The 24,860-nt window shown below is 66.4% G+C and carries 23 protein-coding genes, 1 tRNA gene and 1 pseudogene; 20 read left to right on the plus strand and 5 right to left on the minus strand.

Translation table 11 applies throughout. The features are described from left to right. Window positions 1–163 precede the first annotated feature (163 nt). From EOJ32_RS12145 to EOJ32_RS12160, 4 genes are read left to right on the plus strand one after another with little or no spacing between them, the layout of a single operon-like run. The gene (locus EOJ32_RS12145; protein ID WP_045981699.1) at window positions 164–817 is read left to right on the plus strand and encodes an ABC transporter ATP-binding protein; all 654 of its coding nucleotides are present in this window, start codon (window positions 164–166) and stop codon (window positions 815–817) included. Continuing rightward, on the plus strand, window positions 801–2,573 hold the full coding sequence (locus EOJ32_RS12150; protein WP_127898723.1) for a capsule biosynthesis protein: 1,773 nt from the start codon (window positions 801–803) through the stop codon (window positions 2,571–2,573). The genes EOJ32_RS12145 and EOJ32_RS12150 overlap by 17 nt, the downstream gene beginning before the upstream one ends. After that, window positions 2,570–3,412: a 3-deoxy-8-phosphooctulonate synthase gene (kdsA, locus tag EOJ32_RS12155; protein WP_127898724.1), complete on the plus strand. Its 843-nt coding sequence runs from the start codon at window positions 2,570–2,572 to the stop codon at window positions 3,410–3,412. Before EOJ32_RS12150 ends, kdsA begins: the two co-directional genes overlap by 4 nt. Next, window positions 3,409–4,716 carry a mechanosensitive ion channel family protein gene (locus tag EOJ32_RS12160; protein ID WP_127898725.1) on the plus strand — a complete coding sequence of 436 codons (1,308 nt, stop codon included), beginning with the start codon at window positions 3,409–3,411 and terminating at the stop codon, window positions 4,714–4,716. The genes kdsA and EOJ32_RS12160 overlap by 4 nt, the downstream gene beginning before the upstream one ends. Here EOJ32_RS12160 and EOJ32_RS12165 read toward each other — a convergent pair. After that, the gene (locus EOJ32_RS12165; protein WP_127898726.1) at window positions 4,713–5,882 is read right to left on the minus strand and encodes an NAD(P)/FAD-dependent oxidoreductase; all 1,170 of its coding nucleotides are present in this window, start codon (window positions 5,880–5,882) and stop codon (window positions 4,713–4,715) included. The genes EOJ32_RS12160 and EOJ32_RS12165 overlap by 4 nt on opposite strands. Before the next feature lie 94 nt (window positions 5,883–5,976). On the opposite strand from EOJ32_RS12165, the gene EOJ32_RS12170 reads away from it, so the two are divergent. From EOJ32_RS12170 to istB, 4 genes and pseudogenes are all read left to right on the plus strand, one after another. Further along, window positions 5,977–6,051, plus strand: a tRNA-Gln gene (locus EOJ32_RS12170). 115 nt (window positions 6,052–6,166) lie between these two features. Then, complete coding sequence (locus tag EOJ32_RS20690; RefSeq protein WP_371705513.1) at window positions 6,167–6,358, plus strand: DUF6538 domain-containing protein; 192 nt, start codon at window positions 6,167–6,169, stop codon at window positions 6,356–6,358. Window positions 6,359–6,430: 72 nt separating this feature from the next. After that, window positions 6,431–7,965: pseudogene (gene istA, locus EOJ32_RS12175) on the plus strand (IS21 family transposase). Continuing rightward, complete coding sequence (gene istB, locus EOJ32_RS12180; RefSeq protein WP_127897961.1) at window positions 7,955–8,749, plus strand: IS21-like element helper ATPase IstB; 795 nt, start codon at window positions 7,955–7,957, stop codon at window positions 8,747–8,749. The pseudogene istA and the gene istB overlap by 11 nt, the downstream one beginning before the upstream one ends. A 66-nt stretch (window positions 8,750–8,815) precedes the next feature. Here the strand turns inward: istB and EOJ32_RS20535 are convergent, their stop codons facing one another. Next, window positions 8,816–8,950, minus strand: coding sequence for a hypothetical protein (locus EOJ32_RS20535; RefSeq protein WP_256370505.1), 135 nt, complete (start codon window positions 8,948–8,950; stop codon window positions 8,816–8,818). A gap of 310 nt (window positions 8,951–9,260) precedes the next feature. Between EOJ32_RS20535 and EOJ32_RS12185 the strand changes: the two genes are divergently transcribed. The 3 genes from EOJ32_RS12185 (at window position 9,261) to EOJ32_RS12195 (ending at window position 10,210) form a co-directional block, all read left to right on the plus strand. After that, entirely contained in the window at window positions 9,261–9,521 is a 261-nt protein-coding gene (locus EOJ32_RS12185) for a hypothetical protein (RefSeq protein WP_127898727.1), read from the plus strand. Window positions 9,522–9,656: 135 nt separating this feature from the next. After that, on the plus strand, window positions 9,657–10,007 hold the full coding sequence (locus EOJ32_RS12190) for a hypothetical protein (protein ID WP_127898728.1): 351 nt from the start codon (window positions 9,657–9,659) through the stop codon (window positions 10,005–10,007). Window positions 10,008–10,018: 11 nt separating this feature from the next. Continuing rightward, window positions 10,019–10,210, plus strand: a complete 192-nt coding sequence (locus tag EOJ32_RS12195) for a hypothetical protein (protein ID WP_127898729.1) — start codon at window positions 10,019–10,021, stop codon at window positions 10,208–10,210. Window positions 10,211–10,510: 300 nt separating this feature from the next. On the opposite strand, the gene EOJ32_RS12200 is transcribed toward EOJ32_RS12195, so the two are convergent. Next, entirely contained in the window at window positions 10,511–11,302 is a 792-nt protein-coding gene (locus EOJ32_RS12200) for an IclR family transcriptional regulator (RefSeq protein ID WP_127898730.1), read from the minus strand. 78 nt (window positions 11,303–11,380) lie between these two features. Here EOJ32_RS12200 and EOJ32_RS12205 point away from each other — a divergent pair, with 78 nt between their 5' ends. From EOJ32_RS12205 to EOJ32_RS12240, 8 genes are read left to right on the plus strand one after another with little or no spacing between them, the layout of a single operon-like run. Continuing rightward, the gene (locus EOJ32_RS12205; protein ID WP_240542428.1) at window positions 11,381–12,904 is read left to right on the plus strand and encodes a M81 family metallopeptidase; all 1,524 of its coding nucleotides are present in this window, start codon (window positions 11,381–11,383) and stop codon (window positions 12,902–12,904) included. 42 nt (window positions 12,905–12,946) lie between these two features. Next, window positions 12,947–14,512: an ABC transporter substrate-binding protein gene (locus EOJ32_RS12210; RefSeq protein ID WP_127898731.1), complete on the plus strand. Its 1,566-nt coding sequence runs from the start codon at window positions 12,947–12,949 to the stop codon at window positions 14,510–14,512. Between the two features lie 54 nt (window positions 14,513–14,566). Further along, window positions 14,567–15,508: an ABC transporter permease gene (locus EOJ32_RS12215; protein ID WP_127898732.1), complete on the plus strand. Its 942-nt coding sequence runs from the start codon at window positions 14,567–14,569 to the stop codon at window positions 15,506–15,508. Next, the gene (locus tag EOJ32_RS12220; RefSeq protein ID WP_045998965.1) at window positions 15,508–16,383 is read left to right on the plus strand and encodes an ABC transporter permease; all 876 of its coding nucleotides are present in this window, start codon (window positions 15,508–15,510) and stop codon (window positions 16,381–16,383) included. The genes EOJ32_RS12215 and EOJ32_RS12220 overlap by 1 nt, the downstream gene beginning before the upstream one ends. Continuing rightward, window positions 16,383–18,056, plus strand: coding sequence for an ABC transporter ATP-binding protein (locus EOJ32_RS12225; protein WP_127898733.1), 1,674 nt, complete (start codon window positions 16,383–16,385; stop codon window positions 18,054–18,056). The genes EOJ32_RS12220 and EOJ32_RS12225 overlap by 1 nt, the downstream gene beginning before the upstream one ends. Beyond that, window positions 18,040–19,209 carry a M20 aminoacylase family protein gene (locus EOJ32_RS12230; RefSeq protein WP_127898734.1) on the plus strand — a complete coding sequence of 390 codons (1,170 nt, stop codon included), beginning with the start codon at window positions 18,040–18,042 and terminating at the stop codon, window positions 19,207–19,209. The genes EOJ32_RS12225 and EOJ32_RS12230 overlap by 17 nt, the downstream gene beginning before the upstream one ends. Then, window positions 19,206–20,336, plus strand: coding sequence for a M20/M25/M40 family metallo-hydrolase (locus EOJ32_RS12235; protein WP_127898735.1), 1,131 nt, complete (start codon window positions 19,206–19,208; stop codon window positions 20,334–20,336). Before EOJ32_RS12230 ends, EOJ32_RS12235 begins: the two co-directional genes overlap by 4 nt. Before the next feature lie 7 nt (window positions 20,337–20,343). After that, window positions 20,344–21,750, plus strand: a complete 1,407-nt coding sequence (locus tag EOJ32_RS12240) for an amidase (RefSeq protein ID WP_127898736.1) — start codon at window positions 20,344–20,346, stop codon at window positions 21,748–21,750. Here EOJ32_RS12240 and EOJ32_RS12245 read toward each other — a convergent pair. Further along, the gene (locus EOJ32_RS12245) at window positions 21,747–22,640 is read right to left on the minus strand and encodes an NAD(P)-dependent oxidoreductase (protein WP_127898737.1); all 894 of its coding nucleotides are present in this window, start codon (window positions 22,638–22,640) and stop codon (window positions 21,747–21,749) included. The genes EOJ32_RS12240 and EOJ32_RS12245 overlap by 4 nt on opposite strands. A gap of 98 nt (window positions 22,641–22,738) precedes the next feature. Here EOJ32_RS12245 and EOJ32_RS12250 point away from each other — a divergent pair, with 98 nt between their 5' ends. Beyond that, entirely contained in the window at window positions 22,739–24,196 is a 1,458-nt protein-coding gene (locus tag EOJ32_RS12250) for an aldehyde dehydrogenase family protein (RefSeq protein ID WP_127898738.1), read from the plus strand. Between the two features lie 32 nt (window positions 24,197–24,228). Here EOJ32_RS12250 and EOJ32_RS12255 read toward each other — a convergent pair whose 3' ends face one another. Continuing rightward, entirely contained in the window at window positions 24,229–24,801 is a 573-nt protein-coding gene (locus EOJ32_RS12255; protein ID WP_045981684.1) for a L,D-transpeptidase, read from the minus strand. Between the last annotated feature and the right edge of the window lie 59 nt (window positions 24,802–24,860).

The following is a 24,860-nucleotide window of genomic DNA, read 5'->3' on the forward strand; positions in this document are numbered from 1 at the left end:
CATTTATGGCGAAATTGCGGCGATATAAGGCTGGTCAGATCACAAATTATCGGGCCCGATGGCAAGACTGGACACCCCGTCCGCCCCACCCTAATGTCGCCTTGGCAGTCGAGGCACCCGGCATGGCACGCCTCGTGCCAAAACGCGTTGGTATAACAAGGCCATGCTTGAATTCGACAATGTGTCCAAATCCTTCTGGACCGGCAAGCAGCACAAGATCATCCTCGAGCAGGCCTCGTTCAGGGTTGAGCTGGGGCAATCGCTTGGCATCCTGGCCCCCAACGGCACCGGCAAGACCACCCTGGTGAACATGATGTGCGGGCTGGAAAAGCCCGACGAAGGCAAGATCCGCCGCGAATGCCGCATCTCGTTTCCCCTGGGGTTCATGGGCGGCCTGGTCACGCGCCACACCGGCAACGAGAACGCGCGTTACATCGCGCGCATCTATGGGCTGGACCCTGATTACGTCGCGGCCTTCACGCGGTGGCTGTGCGACATCCACGAATATTTCGACATGCCGGTCGGCACCTATTCCACGGGCATGCGGCAACGGTTCAACTTCTCGCTGCTGCTGGCGCTGGATTTCGACATCTACCTGATCGACGAGGGCATGCCCCAGACCACGGATGTGGAATTCAATCGGAAGGCCGGTCGCGTCCTGTTCGAGCGGCTTCAGACCGCGACCACGGTGATCGTGTCCCACCAGCCCAGCACGATCGAGAAGTTCTGCAACCGCGCCGCGATCCTGCGTGATGGCAGGCTGTATCTGTTCGAGACCCTCGACGAGGCCAAGCAATATTATGACTACACCTCCTAAAGCGCGCCGGTACAACACGCAGGCGATGGCCTCGATCACGCCCCAGACGCCCCCGCCGGCGGAACCGATCGCATCGGACAGCCCCGCGCCGCCTCGGTTGGAGGTCGCGCGCCGCAGCGATGCCCCCGCCTCTGACGCGTCCGAACGCCAGGCGCGGCTGGAACGGTTCCTGGCCACCGAACCGATCGACGACGGCCTGGGTGATTTTCGCCTGACCAAGCCCGCAGCGCCGTCCCCCGAAAAGGACATGCCGGCCGCCCCCCCTGCGGATTCTGGCGACATGGAGGCGCGACTGGCCGCCATCCGCGCGGAGAAGCTGACCGAACGCCAGCTGCGCATCGCCAAGCGCATCGCCGCCCTGCACCAGATCGAGGTTTCCTCGGCCGAGGAGGCCGTGCTTCGTCTGCGCGAGCGGGGGATCGATCCGTCCCATCGCACCGCCGTCGGCAGCATCCTGTCGTCGGAGGGCACGCGCGCGCAGGCCGCCCCCTCACCCAACGCGCCCGCCGTGCGGCAGGCCCCCGTGCCGTCGATCCTACCCGACCGCAGCCCGGCGCCCCCCGGCCGCCCCGCCCTGCCGTCCCGCGAGGAACTGACCGAAGAAAAGCGCGCCGCCGAAATCTATCGCATCCAGCGCGACCTGGCCCGCCGCCGCCGCCGCCGCATGGCAATGCTGGCGATGCGGCTGGCGCTGTTCGTGTTCCTGCCGACCGCACTGGTCGGCATCTATTACGGCCGCTATGCCTCTCCGCTTTACGCGACGGTATCGCAGTTCCAGATCCAGTCGGCCGAAAGCGGATCCGGCGCCAGCGGGCTCAGCGGGATGCTGGGCGGGTCGGGCCTGGGCACGAACCAGGACGCGGTCGCGGTGCAAAGCTATCTGACATCGCGCGACGCGATGCTGCGGCTGGACGAGGATCTGGGCTTCCGGCGCGCCTTCCAGGACCCGTCGGTCGATGCGATCAAGCGCCTGCCCGCGGATGCCACGAACGAGGCCACGTTCAGCCTGTACAAGGATTCCGTCAAGATCGGCTATGACCCGACCGAAGGCGTGCTGAACATGGAGGTCATCGCGCCCGACCCGCAGCTAAGCGAACAGTTCTCGCGCGCGCTGATTTCCTATGCGGAACAGCTTGTTGACGCCCTGACCTCACGCATGCGCTCCGACCAGATGGACGGCGCGCGCGAGACCTATCAGGACGCCGAGGAGAAGATGCTGGCCGCCCAGCTTCGCGTCCAGGAGTTGCAGGAGAGGCTGGGCGTCCTGGACCCCGTCGCGGAAAGCGGCGTGGTCATGGCGCAGGTCAGCATGCTGGAGGGCCAACTGGCCGAAAAGCAGCTGGAACTGGGCCAGTTGCAGTCGAATGCCCGCCCCCTGCAAAGCCGCGTCGATGCGGTGGAGGGCGACATCGCCCGCCTGCGCGACCTGATCACGCAGACCCGCCAGCAGCTGACGCAGGGCAACGACACCCGCAACTCTCTGGCCGCCATCGGCGGAGAGCTGCGCGTTGCCGAGGCCGAGATGCTGACGCGCCAGGAAATGCTGGCCGCCGCCGCCGCCCAGATGGAAACCGCGCGCATCGAGGCGAATAAGCAGGTCCGCTATCTGTCGCTGTCCATCGCGCCCATCCCGCCGGATGAGGCCACCTATCCCCGCGCGTTCCAGAACACCCTGGTGGCATTCCTGGTGTTTTCGGGTATCTATCTGATGCTGTCGCTGACGGCCTCCATCCTACGCGAACAGGTATCGACATGACGACTGCCAAGCATATCCCCATCGGTTCGATCACTTGCGGCAACGACCTGCCGCTGACGGTGATCGCCGGACCCTGCCAGCTGGAAAGCCTGGACCACGCGCTGATGATCGCCGAAGTGATGGCCAAGGCCTGTGCCGATGCCGGGGCGTCCTTCGTCTTCAAGGCCAGCTATGACAAGGCGAACCGCACCTCTTTGTCGGGTCGCCGCGGCTTAGGCATCGAGGAGGGGCTGGAGATCCTGGCCGCGGTCCGCGATCGGTTCGGCTGCCCCGTGCTGACCGACATCCATGACGCGGACCAGGCGGTGCGCGCCGCGCAGGTCGTCGACGTGATCCAGATCCCCGCCTTTCTGTGCCGCCAGACCGATCTGCTGCTGACCGCGGGCCGCACCGGCGCGGTGGTCAACATCAAGAAGGGTCAGTTCCTGGCCCCTTGGGACATGCCCAACGTCGCGGACAAGGTCGCCTCGACCGGGAACGAAAACATCCTGCTGACCGAACGCGGGGCCAGCTTCGGCTATAACACCTTGGTGGCCGACATGCGGTCGCTGCCGATCATGGCGCGGACCGGCTATCCGGTGATCATGGACGCGACCCATTCGGTCCAGCAGCCGGGCGGTCAGGGCGGCAGTTCTGGCGGACAACGTGAATTCGCCCCGGTCATGGCACGGGCCGCGGTGGCTTTGGGCGTGGCCGGCGTCTTCATCGAAACGCACGAAGCCCCCGACATCGCGCCGTCCGACGGGCCGAACATGATCCCGCTGGACCGTATGCCCGCGCTGATCGCATCGCTGATGGCCTTCGACCGGCTGGCAAAGGCCGACCCGCTCCCGGCATGATCCGCGTTCTGCTGATCCTGTTGGCACTGGCGGCCCCCGTGGCCGCCCAAGTCGCCGATCCGTCAGCACCGTCGACGCCAAGCGGCGCAATCTCGACACATGACAATCGGGCGACGGACCTGGCAATCCTGTCGAGGATTTCCAGCATCCTCGCGCAAGTCCCTGAATTCGATGGCGTCCGTGCCAGCGTCGATGCGGGGATCGTGACGCTGGTCGGCGAGGTGACCGAACAGCAGACCATCTCGCGCCTTGAATCGCTGCTGGCGCGCGTCGAGGGGGTCGTCGCGATCGAGGATCAGGTTACCCTGTCTACAGACCTGGGCACGCGGCTGGTCTCGGTCCGCGACAGGTTTCAGTCACGCCTGACCGCGGTCATCGCGGGCCTGCCCTTCATGGCACTGGGCCTGGCCGTGGGGGCGATAATCGTGCTGGCCGGCGGCTGGTTGTCGCGGCGAGAACGAACCCTGTCGGGGATCGCACCGAACCCCTTCATCGCCGGATTTCTGGCGCAGACGATCCGGCTGACCGCATGGATCGTGGCGCTTGTCGTGGCGCTGGACCTGATGGGCGCGCGGGCTCTGTTGGGGACATTGCTGGGTGCGGCGGGTATCTTCGGCCTGTCGCTGTCCTTTGCCGCCCGCGATACGATCGAAGGATTCGTGGCCACGATGCTGCTGTCGCTGCGCCAACCCTTCAACCCGAACGACCTGATCGAAGTGAACGGCCTGCGCGGTCGGGTGATCCGCCTGACCAGCCGCGGCACCACCCTGCTGACGCTGGACGGCAATCACATCCGCATCCCGAACCAGATCATCTACAAGGCCGTCCTGACCAATTACACGCGCAACCCCGAACGCCGGTTCATGGTCGACCTGACCATCGACCCCGGCGCCGATCTGGGCCGCGCGCGCGATCTGGTGCTCAGGGCGCTGGCGGGGATGGATTTCGTGCTGAAGCGTCCCGAACCCGTTGCCTGGCTGGATGCCCAGGGGCCGGATCACGTGGTCATCCGCGCCGGGGGGTGGGTCTCGCAGGACGGCACCGATTTCGACCTGGCGCGCGGAGAGGCGTTTCGCCTGCTGCGCCATGCGCTGGACAGCAAGGGCTATCTGGTGCCGGAACCCGTCCACCGCATCCGCCTGGAACAGCCCGAGGCGGAGGCGCGTCCAAGCCCTGCCCGCCCCTCACGCCCCGCCGATGCGCGCCTGTCCGACCTGAACCCCGACGCCGCGTTCGAGGAGATGGTCGAACGGGGTCGCATCGATGACGGGCGCGACCTGCTCAGCCCGACGCCACGGACCTAGGCGGCGCGCCCGGCGGCATCCGCTGACGCCCAGGCCCACTGAAAATTATAGCCGCCCAGCCACCCCGTCACGTCGACGCATTCGCCGATGAACGCCAGACCGGGCACTTGGCGCGCCTGCATGGTCCGCGCGTCCAGATCGCGGGTATCCACGCCGCCCAAGGTGACTTCGGCGGTGCGATAGCCTTCGGTCCCCACGGGTCGGACCTGCCACCGGTTCACGCGCGCGCCCAGCGCGTCCAGCCGGGCGTTCGGCTGATCGGCCAGCCGCGCCTGTGCCAAGCCCGCGTCCGCCGCCACGGATTGCGCAAGGCGTTCCGGCAGCATCTGGGCCAGGACGGTCGCCACCTGCGCCTTGCCGCCGCGTGCGGCCTTCAGGTCGGCGGCGATGTCGCGGTCGGGCGCAAGATCGATGGTCAGCACCTCGCCCGCCTGCCAGAAGCTTGAGATCTGCAGGATCACCGGGCCGCTCAGCCCGCGATGCGTGAACAGCAGCGCGTCGCGAAAGCTGCCCCTGCCATGCGTGATCCGCGCCTCGACCGACAGCCCGGCCAGCGGACGGCACAGCGCCAGATCCTGTTCCGCAAAGGTCAGCGGCACCAGCGCGGGCCGCGTTTCGACAAGCCGCAACCCGAACTGGCGCGCCAGATCATAGCCCAGCCCCGTCGCCCCGATCTTGGGAATCGACTTTCCGCCCGTCGCGACGACGACCCGACCCGTGCTGATCGACCCGCCGGAGGTCGCGACCACGAACCGATCACCATCCTTGCTGACGCCGTCGATGCGCGTGCCAAGGCGCAGGTCCGCCCCGGCCATGCGGTCCAGCAGCATGTCGGTGATCTGCGTGGCCTTGCCGTCACAGAACAGCTGGCCCTGGGTCTTTTCGTGCCAAGCGATTCCCGCCCGGTCGACCAGATCGACGAAGGCCTGCGGACGATACCGCGCCAGGGCGCTGGCTGCGAAGCGCGGGTTGTCCGACAGGAAACGGTCCGGCCCGGTCGCGAGGTTGGTGAAATTGCACCGCCCGCCGCCGGAAATGCGGATCTTTTCGGCGGGCGTCGGCGCATGATCCAGCACCACGACCCGCCTGCCCTGCGCGACGGCAGAGCCTGCGCAGAACAATCCGGCCGCCCCGGCCCCCAGAATGACGATATCGGCGTGTTCCATGGCGCGTCGATACCGGGGCTTTGGGACGGGGGCAAGATTTCTGCATTTTTCGTCTTGCACCCATCTGCGGGCTTGGGTAATCACCCTCCACAGTTGGGGCGTGGCCAAGTGGTAAGGCATCGGTTTTTGGTACCGTGTACCGTAGGTTCGAATCCTACCGCCCCAGCCAACATCGTCTAAAATATTGGAAGATAAGCAGGTAGCAGCCGCCAGGCACGCTATCGGACCGATGTCCTCCATGCCTGTCCTCCAGACCTACCGCGCCCCAGCTTCGAGGGCCACGAATGGGCATCGCACACTTTGTCTTTCGCCGGGCCGCTATCTACACATGGCGCCGTCGCATTCCCACACGTATCGGTTGCGAAAGCCTCCACCTTCAGGTCGGTCTGGGAACGGCCTGTCCGGCAACCGCACGGCGCCTCGCGGGCATCCTGACTGTTGATTTCCACCCAGAACTGAGCCGGGTAAGCGCATAATTTCCACTGAGAAGTGAGCCATGTGAACCTTCCCCCATAGCGGTCAGCGGCGGGGGTAACGGAGTGATCCACATGGGGCTTTTGAACATCATCCGACGCATGCACTTGCGCGAGAAGCTGTCGATCCGCGAGATCGCTCGGCGCACGGGTCTTTCGCGCAATACCGTGTCAAAGCATCTGGCGGCGAACACGATCGAGCCAAAGTTTGCGGCGCCGGAACGTCCAAGCAAGCTTGACCCCTTCTCGGAGAAGCTGGCCGGCTGGCTGAAGACGGAGATCGGCAAGCCGCGCAAGCAGCGACGAACGCTGAAGCAGATGCACGCCGATCTGGTCAAGCTCGGCTTCACCGGATCCTACAACCGCGTGGCCGCCTTTTCGCGGGACTGGCGCGCGGACCGTCAGCGTGAGCAGCAGACGGCAGGACGGGGGACCTTTGTCCCCTTGTCCTTCAGTCCGGGCGAGGCCTTCCAGTTCGACTGGAGCGACGACTTCGCCATTTTGGGTGGAGAGCGTGACCCATGCTTCAGATGGCCCACATCAAGCTGTCGCACAGCCGGGCCTTTTTGCTGCGCGCCTATCTGCTGCAGACCCACGAGATGCTGTTTGACGCCCACTGGCACGGGTTCCGGGTTTTTGGTGGCGTGCCTGCCCGGGGCATCTACGACAACATGAAGACGGCAGTGGATCGTGTCGGCCGCGGCAAGGAACGAGAGGTCAACATGCGCTTCCTCGCCATGACGAACCACTACGTCTTCGAGCCCGAGTTCTACAATCCGGCAGCGGGTTGGGAGAAAGGGCAGGTCGAGAAGAACGTGCGGGACTCCCGTCACCAGTTGCTTCATGGAATGCCTGACTTCGCAGACCTCGCCGCGTTGAATGTCTGGCTGGAACAGCATTGTCTGGAGCTGTGGAAAAGCACGGCGCATGGGACGCGGCCTGGCACGATCGCTGATATCTGGGCCGAAGAACGGGCTGCCTTGATGCCGTTGCCGGTGGCCTTTGACGGCTTCATCGAGCTGAGCAAGCGCGTCTCGCCCACCTGCCTGATCAGTTTCGAGCGCAATCGCTATAGCGTTCCCGCGTCATTCGCCAACCGTCCCATCAGCTTGCGGATCTATCCGGACCGACTTGTCGTGGCGGCCGAGGGTAACATCCTGTGCGAGCATCCTCGCGTGATTCAACGCAGCCACCAGCTGCCGCCGCGGACGATCTACGATTGGCGGCACTACCTGGCTGTCCTTCAGCGCAAGCCCGGAGCGCTTCGGAATGGCGCACCTTTCCTGGAATTGCCGCCTGCCTTCAGGCAACTACAGGGCCAAATGATACGCAAGCCGGGCGGCGATCGTGAGATGGTCGATATCCTCGCCCTGGTTCTGCAGCATGACGAGCAGGCCGTGCTGACGGCGGTGGAGCTGGCCCTGGCCGAGGGCGTGGCGACCAAGACCCATGTACTGAATCTCCTGCACCGCTTGATCGATGGGAAGGTGGTTGGCGGGCCGCCCCTGGATACCCCGCAGGCGCTGGCCCTGCGGCGCGAGCCATCGGCCAATGTCGAGCGCTACGACAGTCTGCGCAGCCAGACCGAAGGTGGCCGTCATGCGTCATGATCCCGCCAGCGGTGCCATCGTCATCATGCTCCGCAGTCTGAAGATGCATGGGATGGCGCAGTCGGTCACTGACCTCATCGAACAGGGGGCGCCTGCTTTTGACGCTGCTGTGCCGATCCTGGCTCAGTTGCTGAAAGCGGAGCTGGCCGAGCGCGAGGTCCGTTCCATTGCCTATCACATGAAGGCGGCGCGCTTCCCCGCCTACAAGGACCTCTCGGGGTTCGACTTCGCCGCCAGCGAGATCAATGAAGCGACTGTGCGTCAGCTGCACTGCGGCGAGTTCATGGAGGGTGCGCAGAATGTTGTGCTGATCGGTGGCCCAGGGACCGGAAAGACCCATGTGGCGACGGCATTGGGCATTCAGTCCATCGAACAGCACCGCCGGCGGGTCCGCTTCTTCTCGACTATCGAACTGGTCAATGCCCTCGAGCAGGAGAAGACAAGGGGGAAGGCCGGACAGATTGCCGAAAGTCTCAGCCGCCTCGATCTCGTGATCCTGGACGAGCTGGGCTATCTGCCCTTTAGTGCATCAGGCGGCGCTTTGCTCTTCCATCTGCTGAGCAAACTCTATGAGCGCACTAGCGTGGTCATCACCACGAATCTCAGCTTCAGCGAATGGGCCACGGTCTTCGGCGACGCCAAGATGACCACCGCACTGCTCGATCGCCTGACCCACCGTTGCCACATCCTGGAGACCGGAAACGACAGCTTCAGGTTCAAGGCAAGCTCAGCCGCAGCGGCCACGAAAAAGAAGGAGACAAACCATACCTTGACCCCTCTATGACCCTATATCCATAATCAGAGGTGGCTCACTTCTCGATGGAAAACCCGGCTCAGTTCTGGGTGGAAATCAACAGGACATGCCCTCTTCCACCTGATCGAGCAGGGGGTCACGGCCGCCAAACATGGCTTGGTGCATAATCGCAACGACCTCATCGAACGGCTCGTCCCTGATCTGGCTGTAGAAGGCTTCGAGGTCGATCACCTGACACCAACCACCGTAACGATCAATCAGATCGCCGGAGATAAATCCTTACGGCTGAGAGGATTCTGCTGCACCGACGCGTTTCGGTCCGCACAGGACATCAGAGACCTCCGTGATCGAAATGGTCCGATGAGGATCGAACGAAGGATCCGGCTGCGGACCGCTGAGACGAGGTTTATCGAATACCGGAACAGATATGCAAACGAACGCGCGCAGAGGGAGGACCATCCTAGGCCTAACCCGATCGCGGATCTGGCCGATATCCCGCGGGTAATCTTGCCCGCGTGCCACCCCGATGCAGGACACTCTTATGACGAAAGAATACCCCTACACGACGGCAGCGCTTTCCCCGTTCCGGCACCGGATGGACCGGATGGCTTCGGCACTGAAATTGCATTGGCAGGGCATTCAGCAGTTGAGGGTCGCGCTGACCCGTCTGGAAGAGAGGCTAACAGTCCTGACCGAGGAAAACCGACATCTCCGGGAGCAAATCACCGAGGGAAACCGAAAGATCCGGGACCTGCAGATCACTTCGGACATTCTCAGCTCATTCACCTCGTCAGAAAGCTGAAACCTATCTTCGAGCGGACTATGGCCCGCATCCGGAGGAACCGTATGGTTGTGGCGATTGCCGCGAACCTTGAGGTTCATGCTGCGGCTGCTCTGCCCACAATTTCAAATCTGATCACCACCTTGGAGAACACCAATGACCGATACAACCGCGCCCAATACGGGCACCACCGTCTCGGTGGAGCAGGTTCACGACCTCATCGCGCAGTTGAGGACCTTCAACAACATTTTGGCCGAACTGCTCCGGGACCGCGATCAGCCGGCAATTTCGGACGTGATCCGGGATCACCTCATCGCGGTGCAGAGGATCGAGGCCAGCTTCACGGCCGCGACCGAGCATCTGATCGCCGCACTGCGTCGTCAGGAGGCGCTCGACCGGTCGTCTTGGGATCAGGCCATCTTGGAGAGGCTTGGACGGCTGGAGGCGCAGACCAACGAGGTCCTCGACCTCCTCGGGCACCCGATGCCCGGGCCGTCCGACGACTGACCCGGGCCGACATGATCCGCGCGGCGCATCATCAGGCTGATGCTTTCGGAGAACCCGTCACGGGGCTTCGCTTCATTGCCGATGAACTCGGGTCGCTGATGATCGTCCAGATCGGCAGTCAAATCTGGCAACACGCTGGAAGGTGCTTCGATCCCGTTGACCATGAACATCGGGCGGACGACGATCTATCATTGCGCCGGTGAACCATCGCGGAACATCAAGCATCGAGGCATCCATGGTTATGGCCGATGGAGCTGTCGTGAAATATCGCAGTAGCCGAAAGGCTTCTTACACAGCGCAAGATTTACGCCCTTGTGTTGGCGATCGTCAGACACCACAGTAGGGTATAGATATTGTCACCCAAAGCGCGGAATCTTGCACGGTGTTTGGAAAAGCGCGTGAGATTTCAGTTGACCTCGAAAGTCAGTTCGAATCCTACCGCCCCAGCCAATATCCAGAAAGTCGAATAATCAGCCGTACTTGGCTGCCATACATGATGTCGCCTACGCCGACACGATGCTGCGCACGGCCTCTGCGGCCAAGGGTGCGTTGCGGCGGCGGAACTCCTCCGGATCCCACTCCGACAGCGATCCGGCGATGTGGATCGCGGCGATCGGGCGGCCCGATGCGTCCGGGATCGCCACGCCAAGGGCCACCTCTCCCATCAGGATCTGCTCCAGCGCCAGCGCGTGGCCGGCCTCTCGTGCCAGCGCGACTTGGTCGCGGATCGCCTGGGGATCGGTCAGGGTCCGCGGCGTCAGCGGCCGAAGACTGGCCTGGTCCAGGATCTGGTCGACCTCGGTCGGGGGCAGCATCGCCATGACGGCCCAACCACCCGACGTGCAGGTCGTGGGCACGCTGTTGCCCACCAAGGTCGCAAAGAACGTCTCGCGCTTGCTTTGCATCCGGGCGGCATAGACCATGCGCTGACCATCGAACAGTGACAGGTCGACCCGTTCGCGGACGTTGCGACGCAGGTCCAGCAGGATCGGACTGGCGCGACGCACCAGCGGGTTCAGGCGCAGATAGTCGTGCGTCAGGTCCAGGATCGGCAGGTCCAGACGAAAGCCGCGACCATCCTCGGCCAACGTCAGATAGCCCAGCTTGCGAAAGGTGTGCACCAGACGCTGCGCCGCGCTGCGCGTCAGCCCGGTCCGCGTGGCGATCTGGCCAAGCGACAGTGCCCCGTCGGCATCGCGAAACGCTTCCAGAACGCTCATTCCGCGGGCAAGGGATTGGACGAACAAGGCATTCTCTGCCTGCGGACCGTCCGGATCGTGATTCTTGCGCTGCATGCAATCTCCGACGTTGACATGATCAATTTTGGGTTAATACACTCGTGATACAATGCAACTGTATCGGATGGCAATACATTGCTGACCCAAACGATTCCTGCCCGTCCTTTGCGGATCGCCCTTGCGGGCTTCGTTCATGAGAGCAATTCCTTTGCCCCAAGCCCCGCCGACATGGCGGCCTTTGAACAGGGCGGCGGCTATCTGCCTCTGTGCCGCGGGGCGCAGATCATCGATCGGGCGCGGGACGTGAACCTGCCGATCGCCGGCGTCATCGCGCATGGCGAAAAGCAGGGCTGGCAGATGGTGCCTGTCGTCTGGGCCGGCGCGGTGCCATCGGCCCCGGTGACCGCCGATTGCTACGCCGCCCTGACCGAGGAGATCGTCCAGGGCCTGCGCGATGCGGGGCCGCTGGACGGGGTCTTTCTGGACCTGCATGGCGCGATGGTGGCCGATGGGGCGCCGGACGGCGAAGGCCTGCTGTTGGAGCGGGTCCGCCAGGCAGTCGGGCCGGACACGCCTGTCGTCGCGGCGCTGGACCTGCACGGCAACATCACGGCGCGGATGGTGGACAATGCCGACCTGATGGTGGGGTTTCGCACCTATCCGCATGTCGACATGGCCCTGACCGGGCATCGTGCGGCGCAGCAACTGGACCGCCTGATGGGCGGCGCGCCCAACGCCAAGGCGTTCCGGCAACTGGATTTTCTGATCCCGATCGCGTGGCAGGCGACCGATGCGCAGCCCGCAGCCGGGCTTTATGACCGGGTTGCCGCCTGCGACGGTCAGGGCTGTGCGTCGCTGTTCATGGGGTTTCCCGCGGCCGATTTCGCCGACTGCCGCCCCTCGGTCATCGCCTATGCCCAGACGCAGGCACATGCCGATGCGATGGCCGACGGCCTGGCACAGGCCCTGCGCGAGGCCGAACCCGCGTTCCGCGGCGAATGCCTTAGCCCCGCGGGCGGGGTGGCAGAGGCGATGCGCCGCGTCAACGATCGGCCGGTGATCCTGGTCGACACGCAGGACAATCCCGGCGCAGGCGGCAATTCCGACACGACCGGCATGCTGCGCGCCCTGGTCGAGGCCGATGCCCGGGACGCGGCCATCGGCCTGATCATCGATCCGGAGGCGGCGGCGGCGGCCCATGCCGCGGGGGTGGGCGCGACCATCGATCTGGCCCTAGGCGGTCGGTCCGGCATTCCGGGCGATGCGCCATTTCAGGGCCAATTCACCGTGGACGCGCTGTCCGACGGGGCCTGCCATGCCACGGGCCCGTTCTATGGCGGCGCGCATCTGGCGCTTGGGCCGTCCGCCTGCCTCAGCATCGGGGGCGTGCGGGTCGCCGTCGCGTCGGAAAAGGCGCAGATGGCCGATCGGCAGATGTTCCGCTTCCTGGGGATCGTCCCCGAGGAGCAGGCCGTCCTGGTCGTGAAAAGCTCGAACCATTTCCGTGCCGATTTCGCCCCCATCGCGGCGGCGATCCTGACCTGCGCCGCGCCCGGGCCCATGCCCGTCAGCCCGGCCAGCCTGCCCTTTCGCAACCTTGCCCCCGGCATCCGGCTGGAGCCGGGCGGCGCACCCTTCACACCCCCCGCGCAAGGCTGACGCCAAGATCACCCCGCGGACCCGTTCAACAGAGAGGACACCATGCTCAAGAAATTGACTGCCACGCTTCTGGCCTCGACCATGCTGACAGGCGCGGCCTGGGCCGAGACCACCGTCAAGGCCGTGATGCATTCCGGCCTGCGCGTGCTGGACCCCGTGATCACCACCGCCCACATTACGCGCAACCACGCCTACATGATCTACGACGTGCTGATCGCGCAGGATTCCGAATTCCAGCCGCAGCCGCAGATGGCCGACTGGACCATCTCGGACGATCAGTTGACCTATACCTTCACGCTGCGCGACGGGCTGACCTTCCATGACGGCGCGCCGGTGACGGCGGCCGATGCCGTGGCCTCGCTGCAGCGGTGGGGGCAGAAGGACGCGGGCGGACAGGTCATCATGGACCGCACCGCCAGCCTTGAGGCGACCGACGACAAGACGATCACCTGGACGCTGACCGAACCCTTCGTGCCGATGCTGGACGTGCTGTCCAAGCAGTCGGCCCTGCCCCCCTTCATCATGCCCGCCCGCGTGGCCGAGACCTCGGCCGACGAGGCGATCACTGAATACGTAGGCTCGGGGCCGTTCCGCTTTGTCGAGGCGGAGTTCCAGCCGGGGCTGATGGTCGTCTACGAGAAGTTCGACGAATACGTGCCGCGCGACGAACCCGCCGACTGGATGGCCGGCGGCAAGGTCGTCAATGTCGACCGCGTCGAATGGGTCAACATGCCCGACGTCCAGACCGCCGTGAACGCGCTGTCGGGCGGAGAGATCGACTATATCGAGGCGATGCAGGTCGACCTGATCCCGCTGCTGGAGGGTGATCCGAACATCGTCGTCGAAACGCGCGAGCCGACCGGCATGCAGACGATGACGCGGATGAACTTCCTGCACCCGCCCTTCGACAACGTCCAAGTCCGCCAGGCGGCCATCAAGGCGATCACCCAGGAACCGGTCCTGGCCGCGATGGTCGGCAACCCCGAATATTATTCGGTCTGCGGCGCCATCCTGGGCTGCGGCACGCCACTGGAGAACGCGACCGGCACCGAAACCCTGACCCAGGGCGGCGGCGCCGAGGAGGCGCGGGCGCTGCTGGAACAGGCGGGCTATGACGGCACGCCGGTCGTATTGATGGCGCCCACCGACATGGTGGCGCTGGCCACTCAGCCCGTCGTCGTATCGCAGATGCTGCGCGAGGCCGGGTTCCAGGTCGAGCTGCAGCCGATGGACTGGCAGACGCTGGTCACCCGCCGCGCCAGCCAGGCGGCCCCGGCCGAGGGGGGCTGGAACGTGTTCATTACCAACTGGATGGTGCCGGAGATCTCGAACCCGATCTCGAACCCGATGCTGAACGGACGCGGCGACGATGCCTGGTTCGGCTGGCCCACCGACGAGACCATCGAGGGTCTCAAGGAGGAGTTCATCGACGCCCCCGACGCCGCAGCCCAGGCCGCGGTCGCCGAGAAGATCCAGGCCCATGCCCTGGAGAACGGCCTGCTGATCCCCCTCGGTCAGTACACCCTGCCGCAGGCCCGCCGCACCACGATCACCGAGATGATCAACTCGCCCGTGCCGGTCTTCTGGGGCCTGCAGAAGTCCGAGTGATCGAAAGCAGGGGGCGGTTCCGCCGCCCCCCACCCACCTGATCGGAGAAACCTGATGCTGGGGTACATCCTGCGGCGCATTCTGGCCGTCATTCCGGTGATGCTGCTGGTCGCCGTCTTCGTCTTCCTGCTGCTGCGCCTGACGCCGGGCGACCCGGCCGCGATCATCGCGGGCGACATGGCGACCCCCGCCCAGCTGGAGCGCATCCGCGAGGCGATGGGCCTGAACGACCCGCTGCACATCCAGTTCGTGACCTGGGTCGGACAGCTGCTGCGGGGCGATCTTGGCGTGTCGCTGATCTCGAACACGCCGGTGGCCACGATGGTCGCCGACCGCATCGCGCCGACCCTGTCCATCGCGGTGCTGACCATCGTGATGTCGGTCGCGATCGCCGTGCCGATGGGCGTGCTGGCCGCGTGGAAGCATCGCAGCATGGTCGATTACGCGGTGATGACCTTCTCGGTCCTGGGGTTTTCGGTACCGGTATTCGTGATCGGATACCTGTTCATCCTGGTCTTCTCGCTGCAGCTGGGCTGGTTCCCGGTGCAGGGATACACGCCCCTGTCGTCGGGCCTGGGCGGGTTTCTGTCGAATGCCTTCCTGCCCGCGCTGACGCTGTCGACCATCTATGTCGCGCTGATCGCGCGCATGACGCGGGCCAACATGCTGGAGGTGCTGGGCGAGGACTATATCCGCACCGCCCGCGCCAAGGGGGCCCCGGAACGCACCGTCCTGTTCCGCCACGCGCTGAAGAACGCGGCCGTGCCGATCCTGACCGTGATCGGCACCGGCTTTGCCCTGCTGATCGGCGGGGTGGTGGTGACCGAGACCGTCTTCAACATCCCCGGCGTCGGCCGCCTGACGGTCGATGCGATCCTGGCGCGCGACTATCCGGTCATCCAGGCGATGATCCTGCTGACCAGCTTCCTCTATGTGCTGGTGAACCTGCTGATCGACCTCAGCTACAGCCTCTTTGACCCAAGGATCCGTTACTGATGGCACAGGTACCGCAACCGACCTCGGCGATGCAGCCGGTCCTGCGCGCGCTGCGCCTGCCGCATCTGGGCGCAGGCAGCAAGATCGCGGCGCTGGTGCTGGCCGTCATCGTCGTCCTGACGCTGCTGGCGGGCTGGATCGCGCCGCATGACCCGCTGGCGATGAACCCCATGGCCCGCCTGCAGGGCCCGATCGAGGGCCACCCCCTTGGCACCGACAATTTCGGCCGCGACATCTTCAGCCGCGTGCTGATCGGGGGACAGCTGTCGCTGATCATCGGCATCGCCACGGCGGTGGTGTCGGTCCTGCTGGGCCTGATCATCGGCATGATCGCAGGGTTCTTCCGCACGGCGGACGCTATCATCATGCGGGCGATGGATGCGCTGATGGCGATCCCCTCGATCCTGCTGGCCATCGCGCTGGTGGCGCTGAACGGGCCGTCGGTCGGATCGGTCATCGCCGCGATCACCATCCCAGAGATCCCCCGCGTCGTGCGCCTGGTCCGCGCCGTGGTCCTCTCCGCGCGCGAGGAGCCCTATGTCGAGGCCGCGATCGCGCTTGGCACACCGATGCGCAAGATCCTGGTACGCCACCTGGTGCCGAACACCACCGCGCCCCTGATCGTGCAGGGCACCTACATCCTGGCCAGCGCCATCCTGACCGAGGCGATCCTGTCCTTCCTGGGCGCAGGCGTCAGCACCGAGACCCCTACCTGGGGCAACATCATGGCCGAGGGTCGGCTGTTCTTCCGCATCAAGCCGGAACTGATCCTCTATCCCGGCATCGCGCTGTCGCTGTGCATCCTGTCGATCAACCTTCTGGGCGACGCGGCACGCGACATGCTGGACCCGCGGCTGAAGAAAAGGGCAGGCTGATGCAGTTCAAGACACGCAACTTCGACGCGGCCGACGTGGTGCTTGAGGCCCGCGAGCTGACCGTGACCCTGCCCGAGACGCCGGGAAACCCCGCGGTCCTGAAGGGCATCGACGTGACCATCCGCGCGGGCGAGACCGTCTGCCTGGTGGGCGAATCCGGGTCGGGGAAATCCGTCACCTCGCTGGCGATCATGGGGCTGCTGCCCGACGCGCTGCGCGTCGCGGGGGGCACGATCCAGTTGCAGGGGCGCGACCTGTTGCCCCTGACACAGGCGCAGATGCGCGACCTGCGCGCGGCCCGCGTCGCGATGATCTTCCAGGAGCCCATGACCGCACTGAACCCGGTCCTGCGCGTGGGCGACCAGATCATGGAGGTCATGGAGCTGCACACCGACCTGCCCGCCGCGGAACGCCGCCGTCGCGCCGTGGCAATCATGGAGCAGGTCCATCTGCCCGATGTCGAGCGCATCTTCCGCAGCTATCCGCATCAGCTGTCGGGCGGCCAGCGCCAGCGGATCATGATCGCGATGGCCCTGGTGCTGGAACCCGTCCTGCTGATCGCGGACGAACCCACGACCGCGCTGGACGTGACCACGCAAAAGCAGATCCTGGCGCTTATCGACGAATTGCAGCGCGACCATGGCACGGCGGTGCTGTTCATCACCCATGACATGGGCGTCGTCGCGGAAATTGCCGACACCGTCTATGTTATGAAGCAGGGAGAGATCGTCGAACATGGCGCGGTCGAGACGCTGCTGCGCAGCCCGCAGGCGGACTATACCCGCAAGCTGCTGAAGGCCGTGCCCAGCCTGTCGCCCCGCGAGGCCCGGCCCCAGGCGGCGGATGCCGTCCTGCGGGTCGAGCGGCTGAACAAGATCTATGGCGGCGGCGGCATCCTGCGGAAGCTTCCGCAAGCGCATGCCGCCAAGGACGTGACCTTCGCCCTGTCGCGCGGTCGCACCCTGGGGATCGTCGGCGAGAGCGGGTCCGGCAAGTCCACCGTCGCGCGCTGCATCATGCGGCTGATCGACCCCAGTTCGGGGCGCATCCTGCTGGACGATGCCGACATCGCGAACCTTTCGCGCGGCGCGTTGCGCCCGCACCGCCAGAAGCTGCAGGTGGTGTTCCAGGACCCGATGCGGTCGCTGAACCCCCGCTGGACCATCGGCGAGAGCCTGATCGAGGGGCCATTGAACTATGGCACCAGCCGTACGGACGCGATGGCCGAGGCCGCGCGCCTGATGGGCGTCGTGGGCCTGCCCGCCGACGCGCTGGCCCGCTATCCGCACCAGTTCTCGGGCGGGCAGCGGCAGCGAATCGCGATCGCCCGCGCGGTGATGATGCGCCCTGACGTGCTGGTCGCGGACGAGGCCGTGTCGGCGCTGGACGTGTCGGTGCAGGCGCAGGTGCTGGACCTTCTGGACCAGCTGCAGCGCGACCTGGGCATCGCCATCGTCTTCATCACCCACGATCTGCGCGTCGCCGCCCAGATCTGCGACGAGGTGATCGTCATGCAGCGCGGCGCCGTCGTGGAACACGGCCCCGCGGGCGAGGTGCTGGCCGCGCCCGCCCATCCCTATACACGCGCCCTGATCGAGGCCGCCCCCGGCCGGTCATGGGACTTCCAGAACTTCCGTGCCATGCCAGAGGTGAGACATGCCGAACCTGCCTGAGATCGACGCCGCCGTCCCGGAACTGACCGAGATCTTCCGCGACCTGCACGCGCACCCGGAGATCGGCATGGAGGAGGTCCGCACCAGCGCGGTCGTCGCGGCCAAGCTGCGCGAATGGGGCGTGGACGAGGTCCACGAGGGCGTGGGCAGGACCGGCGTCGTGGGCATCCTGCATGGTCGGGGTCAGGGCAACCGCCGCATCGGCCTGCGCGCCGACATGGACGCTCTGCCGATCCACGAGGCGACGGGGCTGCCCCATGCCTCGACCCAGGCCGGCAAGATGCATGCCTGCGGCCATGACGGGCACACGACGATGCTGTTGGGGGCCGCGCAGTATCTGGCGCGGACGCGCAATTTCGACGGCACCGCGGTCCTGATCTTCCAGCCCGCCGAGGAGGGTCTGGGCGGCGCCCGCGCCATGATCGCGGACGGGCTGTTCCAGCGGTTCCCGGTCGACGAGGTCTATGGCATGCACAACCAGCCGACCGGCCAGCCGGGCCGCGCGACGCTGTGCAAGGGGCCGGCCATGGCGGGGGCGTCCTTCTTCGACATCACCGTAACGGGCAAGGGCAGCCATGCCGCCATGCCGCAGCAGTCGCGCGACGCGCTGGTCGCGGCATCTGGGCTGGTCGGGCAGTTCCAGACGATCCTGGGCCGCAACGTCGCGCCGCTGGATCAGGCGGTTCTGTCGGTCACCCAGATCCATGCGGGCAGCGCCTACAACGTGGTGCCCGAAACCGCGACCCTGGCCGGCACGATCCGCTTTTTCCGCCCCGAGGTCCGCGACCTGATGCAGGCGCGGATGCGCGCCATCTGCGAGGGTGCCGCACAGGCCTTCGATCTGCGGATCACCTGCGAGTTCCGCGAGATCTTCGACGTGCTGGTGAACGATGCCGACCTGTCGGACGCCTGGACCCAAGCCGCCGCCGACGTGCTGGGCGCAGACAATGTGCGCGACGATTCCCAGCCCTTCACCGGGTCTGAGGATTTCGCCGACATGCTGCAGCAGGTCCCCGGCGCCTATGGCAACGTGGGCCATGCGGGCACTGTACCGCTGCACAATCCGGGCTTCGTGCTGGATGAAAGCATCCTGCCCGTCGGCGCGTCGATCTATGCGCGGCTGATCGAACGCCGCCTGCCGGTGGCGGCATGAGCGCGTTGGATCTGCCCTTCGACGCGGAGGAGATGCTGACGGGCCTGCGCCCCTGGATCGAATGCGAAAGCCCGACCTGGGACGCGGCCGCCGTTAGCCGGATGATGGACCTGGCCGCGCGCGATTTGTCCGCGATCGGCGCCACGGTCGAGACGGTGCCGGGCACCAAGGGCTTCGGCACCTCGATCCGCGCGACCTTTCCGCATGCCGATCAGGGCAAGCCGGGCATCCTGGTGTCGGGGCACATGGACACGGTCCATCCCCTGGGAACGCTCGAGAAGCTGCCCTTCCGCGTCCAGGACGGCAAGGCCTGGGGGCCAGGCATCATGGACATGAAGGGCGGCAATTACGTCTTTCTGGAGGCAATGCGCCAGATCGCGCGGGCCGGGCTGAGCACGCCCTTGCCGGTCACGTTCCTGTTCACCCCCGACGAGGAGGTCGGCACCCCCGCCACCCGCGGCCTGATCGAGGATGCCGCCCGCGGCCAGCGCGCCGTGCTGCTGCCCGAACCCGCGCTGCCCGACGGGGGCGCGGTGATCGGGCGATACGCCATCGCGCGGTTCGACCTGCTGACCCATGGCCGGCCCAGCCATGCGGGCTGGGCGCTGAAGGACGGGCGGTCGGCTATCACCGCCATGGCTCGCCGCATCCTGGAGATCGAGGCGATGACCACCGAGGACTGCACCTTTTCCGTGGGCGTGATCCATGCCGGGCAATGGGTGAACTGCGTGGCCTCGGAATGCCGGGCCGAGGTCCTGTCCATGGCCAAGACGCAAGCCGACCTGGACCGCGGCGTTGCGGCCATGCTGGCGCTGCAGGGCGAACGGGACGGGGTGGAATTCACCGTCACCCGCGGCGTCACCCGCCCGGTCTGGGAGCCGCAGCCGGGCACAATGGCGCTGTATGACCTCGCGCGCGACCTGTCGGCGCAGATCGGGTTCGAGCTGTCCTCGGACCGGTCGGGCGGCGGGTCGGACGGCAACTTCACCGGCGCGATGGGCGTGCCGACGCTGGACAGCATCGGCGTGCGCGGCCGCGGCCTGCATACGCTGGACGAACATATCGAGATCGACAGCCTGCCCGAGCGTGCGCGCCTGGCCGCGGGCCTGCTGACCCGGATCATCTGAGGACCCCATGACCGCATTTGCCGACCTGACCGCCGCCGCGATGACCGCGGGCTTTGCCGACCGCAGCCTGTCCCCGGTGGAGGTGACCCGCGCCGTCCTGGAGCGCATCGACGCCAGCGAGCCGGTGCTGAACGCGATGTGGACCGTCGATCACGACCAGGCGCTGGAGGCCGCCCGCGCGTCCGAGGACCGCTGGCGGCGGGGCGATCCGCTGACGGTAAACGGCGTGTCGCTGGACGGCGTGCCCATCACCATCAAGGAGAATATCGCCACCCGCGGCGTGCCCATGCCCCTGGGCACCGCGGTCAGCGACATGACGCCGCGCGCCGAGGACGCTCCCCCCGCCGCCCGCATGCGCGAGGCGGGGGCAGTCTTTCTGGGCCGCACGACCATGCCCGATTTCGGGATGCTGTCCTCGGGCCTGTCCAGCTTTCACCGGCTGGCGCGCAACCCGTGGAACACCGCCATGAACCCCGGCGGTTCCAGCGCGGGTGCGGGAGCGGCAGGGGCTGCGGGCTATGGGCCGATCCACTTGGGGACCGATATCGGCGGATCGATTCGGCTGCCCGCCGCATGGTGCGGGCTGGTGGGGCTGAAGCCCAGCTTGGGGCGCGTGCCGATCGACCCGCCCTTCATGGGGCGCGCGGCGGGACCGATGACGCGGACCGTCACCGATGCCGCGATGGCCATGGCGGTGCTGTCCCAGCCCGACGGGCGCGACCACATGTCCCTGCCACCCGCCACGATCGACTGGATGGACCTGGACCGCGACCTGAAAGGGCTGCGCGTCGGCCTGCTGATGGACGCTGGCTGCGGCATGGCGGTCGACCCGCAGGTCAGCGACGCCGTGACCGCCGCGACGGCCCTGTTCGAACAGGCTGGTGCCATCATCCGGCCCATCGATCCGTGGATGACTCCCGACCTGCTGCAGGGCCTGGATGATTTTTGGCGCACGCGGGCCGGGCTGGACGTGCTGGCGCTATCGCCCGAACAGCGGGCCCGGATCCTGCCGCTGGTGCGGGAATGGGCAGAATCGGGTCTGGGCCGGTCCGGAGAGGACGTCTGGCGCAGCTATGGCGCCACGGTCGAGATCCGTCGTCGCACCACGCAGGCCATGGCTGATCTGGACCTGATCCTGTCGCCCATCTCTCCGAATGTCAGCTTTCCGGCGGATTGGGCCTATCCCGCCGACAACGACGTGACCCGCGCGATGCAGCATATCGGCTTTACCGCCCCCTTCAACATCGGCGAACAACCGGCGATCAGCGTGCCCTGCGGCCATGACCGGAACGGCGTGCCCATCGGGTTGCAGATCGCGGGCCACCGGTTCGACGACCTGGGCGTACTGCGCGCCGCGCGGGCGTGGGAACGGATCGCCCCGCCCGCACGCCCCTGGCCCGTGGTCACGGGCTAGTCGTGCGAGGGCTTGTCCTGCGGGGAAAACAGGGCCGCGGCTTCCGACAGATAGCTGTCGGCGAAACCGCCTTGGGCCAGCCCGTCCAGGGCTGCTCCGACGCCATCTGCCGCGTCATGCGCGGCGCCCACGTCCCGCGACAGCTGCCGGTAATAGGACAGGTCCTTGGCCGCATTCCCGACCGAAAAGCGCATTCCCGACGTGTCCCCCGACAGCAGGAAGGGCGCGATCCGGTCCAGCGCGGCACCGTGCCCGCCGCCCTTGGACAGCACGTCGACAAAGGTCGCGTCACGGATGCCCGCCTGCCGCGCACAGGCCGCGGCCTCGCTGATCAGGGTCGCACAGCCGATCGAGACGAAGTTGTGCAGCAGCTTCAGCGTATGGCCCGCGCCGACGTCGCCCGCGTGAAAGATGTTCTCGGCGAACGTGCCCAGCAGGGGGCGCATGCGGTTGAACAGATCACCGTCCGCGCCCACCAGCAGGTTCAGGCGGCCTTCCTCAGCCTCCTTCGGGGTGCGGGTCATGGCCGCGTCCATGAATTCCCCGCCCGCCTCGCGCGTCAGCCCCGCCAGGCGCAGGGTCGATGCCGGGATCGCGGTCGAACAGTCGACGATCACGGTGCCCGGACGGATCGCGGCCAGCAGACCGCCCGCGCCCAGCAGCACATCCTCGACCTGGGGGGTGCCGGACAGGCACAGGATGACCGCGCGGCATTCCGCCAAGGCCTCCAGCCTGTCGACGCGGCGCGCACCAAGCGCCGTCAGGTCACCGACCGGCTGGTTGCCGGGATGATCCAGAAACAGCAGCGGCCACCCCTTGGCCGCAATGTTTCGCGCGATGCCGTGGCCCATCAGACCCACGCCCACCATGCCGACCGTCATCTTGTCCATCGTCTCCTCCTGTCCTGCCGGGGGGCCAGCTTGGGCGCTGGCCGTCCGGGCCACAAGGTGACCGGACGCAATTTTTCCACCGACCACAGGACTGCAGCATGATCATCGACGATCTGACCCGCATCGACACCAGCCTGATCTTCGTGGATGGCCACTGGACCCGCCCCCAAGGCGGCGCCCTGCCGGTCGAGGATCCGTCGACCGGCGATGCCATCGGGGTGATCGGTCGCGGCACCCCGGCCGATGTCGACGCCGCCGTCGCCGCCGCCCGCGCCGCCTTGGACGGCCCCTGGGGGGCGCTGACCGCCACCGACCGCGGGCGCATCCTGACGCGGATGTCCGCCCTGGTCCTGGACCGGGCCGAGGATCTTGCGATGATCGAGACGCTGGACGTGGGCAAGCCGCTGGACCAGTCGCGCCGCGATTCGGTGGCCCTGGCCCGCTATCTGGAGTTCTACGGCGGTGCGGCGGACAAGCTGATGGGCAGCACGATTCCCTATCAGCAGGGCTATACCGCCTATACCCTGCGCGAGCCGCATGGCGTCTGCGGGATCATCATCCCATGGAACTATCCCATGCAGATCCTGGGCCGGGCCGTCGCGGCGGCGCTTGCCGCGGGCAATGCCGTGGTGCTGAAGCCGGCCGAGGATGCGTCGCTCTCGGCCCTGGTCTTTGCGCAGATCGCCCATCAGGCGGGCCTGCCTCCCGGCGCGTTGAACGTCGTGACCGGCCTGGGGGCCGAGGTGGGCGCGGCACTGTCCGCACATCCGGGCGTGCATCATCTGTCCTTCACCGGCTCGGTCGGGACCGGAGCCGGCATTCAGCGCGCGGCGGCGGCCAACGCCGTGCCCGTAACGCTGGAACTGGGGGGCAAGTCGCCCCAGATCGTCTTTGACGATGCTGACCTGGACCGGGCGATCCCGGTTCTGGTCGGGGCCTGCATGCAGAATGCCGGGCAGACCTGTTCGGCCGCGTCGCGCGTCCTGGTGCAGGCCGGTGTCTACGACGAGGTGCGTCGCCGCATGTCCGACATCTTCAACGGGCTTGTGGCCGGACCGGCGCCCGACAGCCACGACCTGGGTCCGCTGGTGTCGGCGCGCCAGAGGCGACTGGTGCAGGATTTCATCGATCTTGGCACCCGCGAACTGACCTTGGCGGCTCAGGGGCGCCTGCATCCTGACGCGGCGGCCGGCGGCCATTTCGTGCGACCCACGCTGTTTGCGGACGTACCCCCCGATCACACCTTAGCGCAGCAGGAGATCTTTGGTCCGGTGCAGGTCATGATGCCCTTTGCCGACGAGGCGGAGGCCCTTCGCATTGCCAATGGCACCGATTACGGACTGGTCGCCGGCATCTGGACCCGCGACGGGGCGCGACAGCTGCGCCTGGCGGGCCGGCTGAACTGCGGCCAGGTCTTCATCAACAACTATGGCGCGGGGGGCGGGGTCGAGCTGCCCTTCGGCGGCATCGGCAAGTCGGGGCATGGTCGCGAAAAGGGGTTCGAGGCGCTGTACGGCTTCACCCGCACCAAGACCATCGCGATCCACCACGGTTGAAAGGCAGGGCGCCATGCGCCCCGCCCTGGCGATCAGAACACCGTCACCTGTGTGCCGATCTCTGCGACCGCATACAGCTTTTCGACATGCTCGTTATACAGGCCATAGCAGCCCGACGACGACCGCCGCCCGATCTTGCGCGTGTCATGGGTGCCGTGGACCAGATAGGCCGGCCAGCCCAGGTACAGGCCGAACTTGCCCAACGGGTTTTCGGGCGCGCCCCCCTCGACCCGCTGCGGCAGGGTCGGATCCTTGACGCGCATGCTGGGCGTGGGCGTCCAGGGCGGGTTGGCGACCTTGCGCACGATCTCGGTCTGGCCGCGGCGGGTCAGTTCGTCTGTCATCGGGATCGCGCAGGGAAAGACGAAATGCACGCTTTCGTCACCCGACCAGAAATGCACCGCGCGCGAGGTCACGTCGGCCAGCAGAACCCCCTTGCCCAAGGACGGATAGAAATCCTGCCAATGCCGCGCGCGGAACGACGACTGGTTGCGCTGCGGTCCCGGGTTTTCCTGGCCATAGGCCATGGCGGGGATCAGGACGCCCGTCGCCGCAAGACCCTGAAGGAAGGTTCTTCGGTCGCCGAAGGGACGATTCGTGGACATGCTGCTGCCTCGTGCTTGTATTGGCCTTTTCAGCGACAATAGCCCCGCGCGTGCCTTCC

It is taken from the genome of Paracoccus sp. Arc7-R13, assembly GCF_004010775.1.
GTDB lineage: Bacteria > Pseudomonadota > Alphaproteobacteria > Rhodobacterales > Rhodobacteraceae > Paracoccus > Paracoccus marcusii.

What these genes read in the sequence shown, in the direction of transcription:
- EOJ32_RS12230 (WP_127898734.1), top strand. Translation starts at nt 18,040, where the DNA reads ATGCCGAACCTGCCTGAGATCGACGCCGCCGTCCCGGAACTGACCGAG.
- EOJ32_RS20690 (WP_371705513.1), top strand. Translation starts at nt 6,167, where the DNA reads ATGGGCATCGCACACTTTGTCTTTCGCCGGGCCGCTATCTACACATGG.
- EOJ32_RS12250 (WP_127898738.1), top strand. Translation starts at nt 22,739, where the DNA reads ATGATCATCGACGATCTGACCCGCATCGACACCAGCCTGATCTTCGTG.
- EOJ32_RS12160 (WP_127898725.1), top strand. Translation starts at nt 3,409, where the DNA reads ATGATCCGCGTTCTGCTGATCCTGTTGGCACTGGCGGCCCCCGTGGCC.
- EOJ32_RS12210 (WP_127898731.1), top strand. Translation starts at nt 12,947, where the DNA reads ATGCTCAAGAAATTGACTGCCACGCTTCTGGCCTCGACCATGCTGACA.
- EOJ32_RS12255 (WP_045981684.1), bottom strand. Translation starts at nt 24,801, where the DNA reads ATGTCCACGAATCGTCCCTTCGGCGACCGAAGAACCTTCCTTCAGGGT.
- EOJ32_RS12220 (WP_045998965.1), top strand. Translation starts at nt 15,508, where the DNA reads ATGGCACAGGTACCGCAACCGACCTCGGCGATGCAGCCGGTCCTGCGC.
- EOJ32_RS12185 (WP_127898727.1), top strand. Translation starts at nt 9,261, where the DNA reads ATGACGAAAGAATACCCCTACACGACGGCAGCGCTTTCCCCGTTCCGG.
- EOJ32_RS12195 (WP_127898729.1), top strand. Translation starts at nt 10,019, where the DNA reads ATGATCCGCGCGGCGCATCATCAGGCTGATGCTTTCGGAGAACCCGTC.
- EOJ32_RS12200 (WP_127898730.1), bottom strand. Translation starts at nt 11,302, where the DNA reads ATGCAGCGCAAGAATCACGATCCGGACGGTCCGCAGGCAGAGAATGCC.
- EOJ32_RS12235 (WP_127898735.1), top strand. Translation starts at nt 19,206, where the DNA reads ATGAGCGCGTTGGATCTGCCCTTCGACGCGGAGGAGATGCTGACGGGC.
- EOJ32_RS12165 (WP_127898726.1), bottom strand. Translation starts at nt 5,882, where the DNA reads ATGGAACACGCCGATATCGTCATTCTGGGGGCCGGGGCGGCCGGATTG.
- EOJ32_RS12245 (WP_127898737.1), bottom strand. Translation starts at nt 22,640, where the DNA reads ATGGACAAGATGACGGTCGGCATGGTGGGCGTGGGTCTGATGGGCCAC.
- EOJ32_RS12215 (WP_127898732.1), top strand. Translation starts at nt 14,567, where the DNA reads ATGCTGGGGTACATCCTGCGGCGCATTCTGGCCGTCATTCCGGTGATG.
- EOJ32_RS12150 (WP_127898723.1), top strand. Translation starts at nt 801, where the DNA reads ATGACTACACCTCCTAAAGCGCGCCGGTACAACACGCAGGCGATGGCC.
- EOJ32_RS12240 (WP_127898736.1), top strand. Translation starts at nt 20,344, where the DNA reads ATGACCGCATTTGCCGACCTGACCGCCGCCGCGATGACCGCGGGCTTT.
- EOJ32_RS12190 (WP_127898728.1), top strand. Translation starts at nt 9,657, where the DNA reads ATGACCGATACAACCGCGCCCAATACGGGCACCACCGTCTCGGTGGAG.
- EOJ32_RS12225 (WP_127898733.1), top strand. Translation starts at nt 16,383, where the DNA reads ATGCAGTTCAAGACACGCAACTTCGACGCGGCCGACGTGGTGCTTGAG.
- EOJ32_RS12145 (WP_045981699.1), top strand. Translation starts at nt 164, where the DNA reads ATGCTTGAATTCGACAATGTGTCCAAATCCTTCTGGACCGGCAAGCAG.
- istB (WP_127897961.1), top strand. Translation starts at nt 7,955, where the DNA reads ATGCGTCATGATCCCGCCAGCGGTGCCATCGTCATCATGCTCCGCAGT.
- kdsA (WP_127898724.1), top strand. Translation starts at nt 2,570, where the DNA reads ATGACGACTGCCAAGCATATCCCCATCGGTTCGATCACTTGCGGCAAC.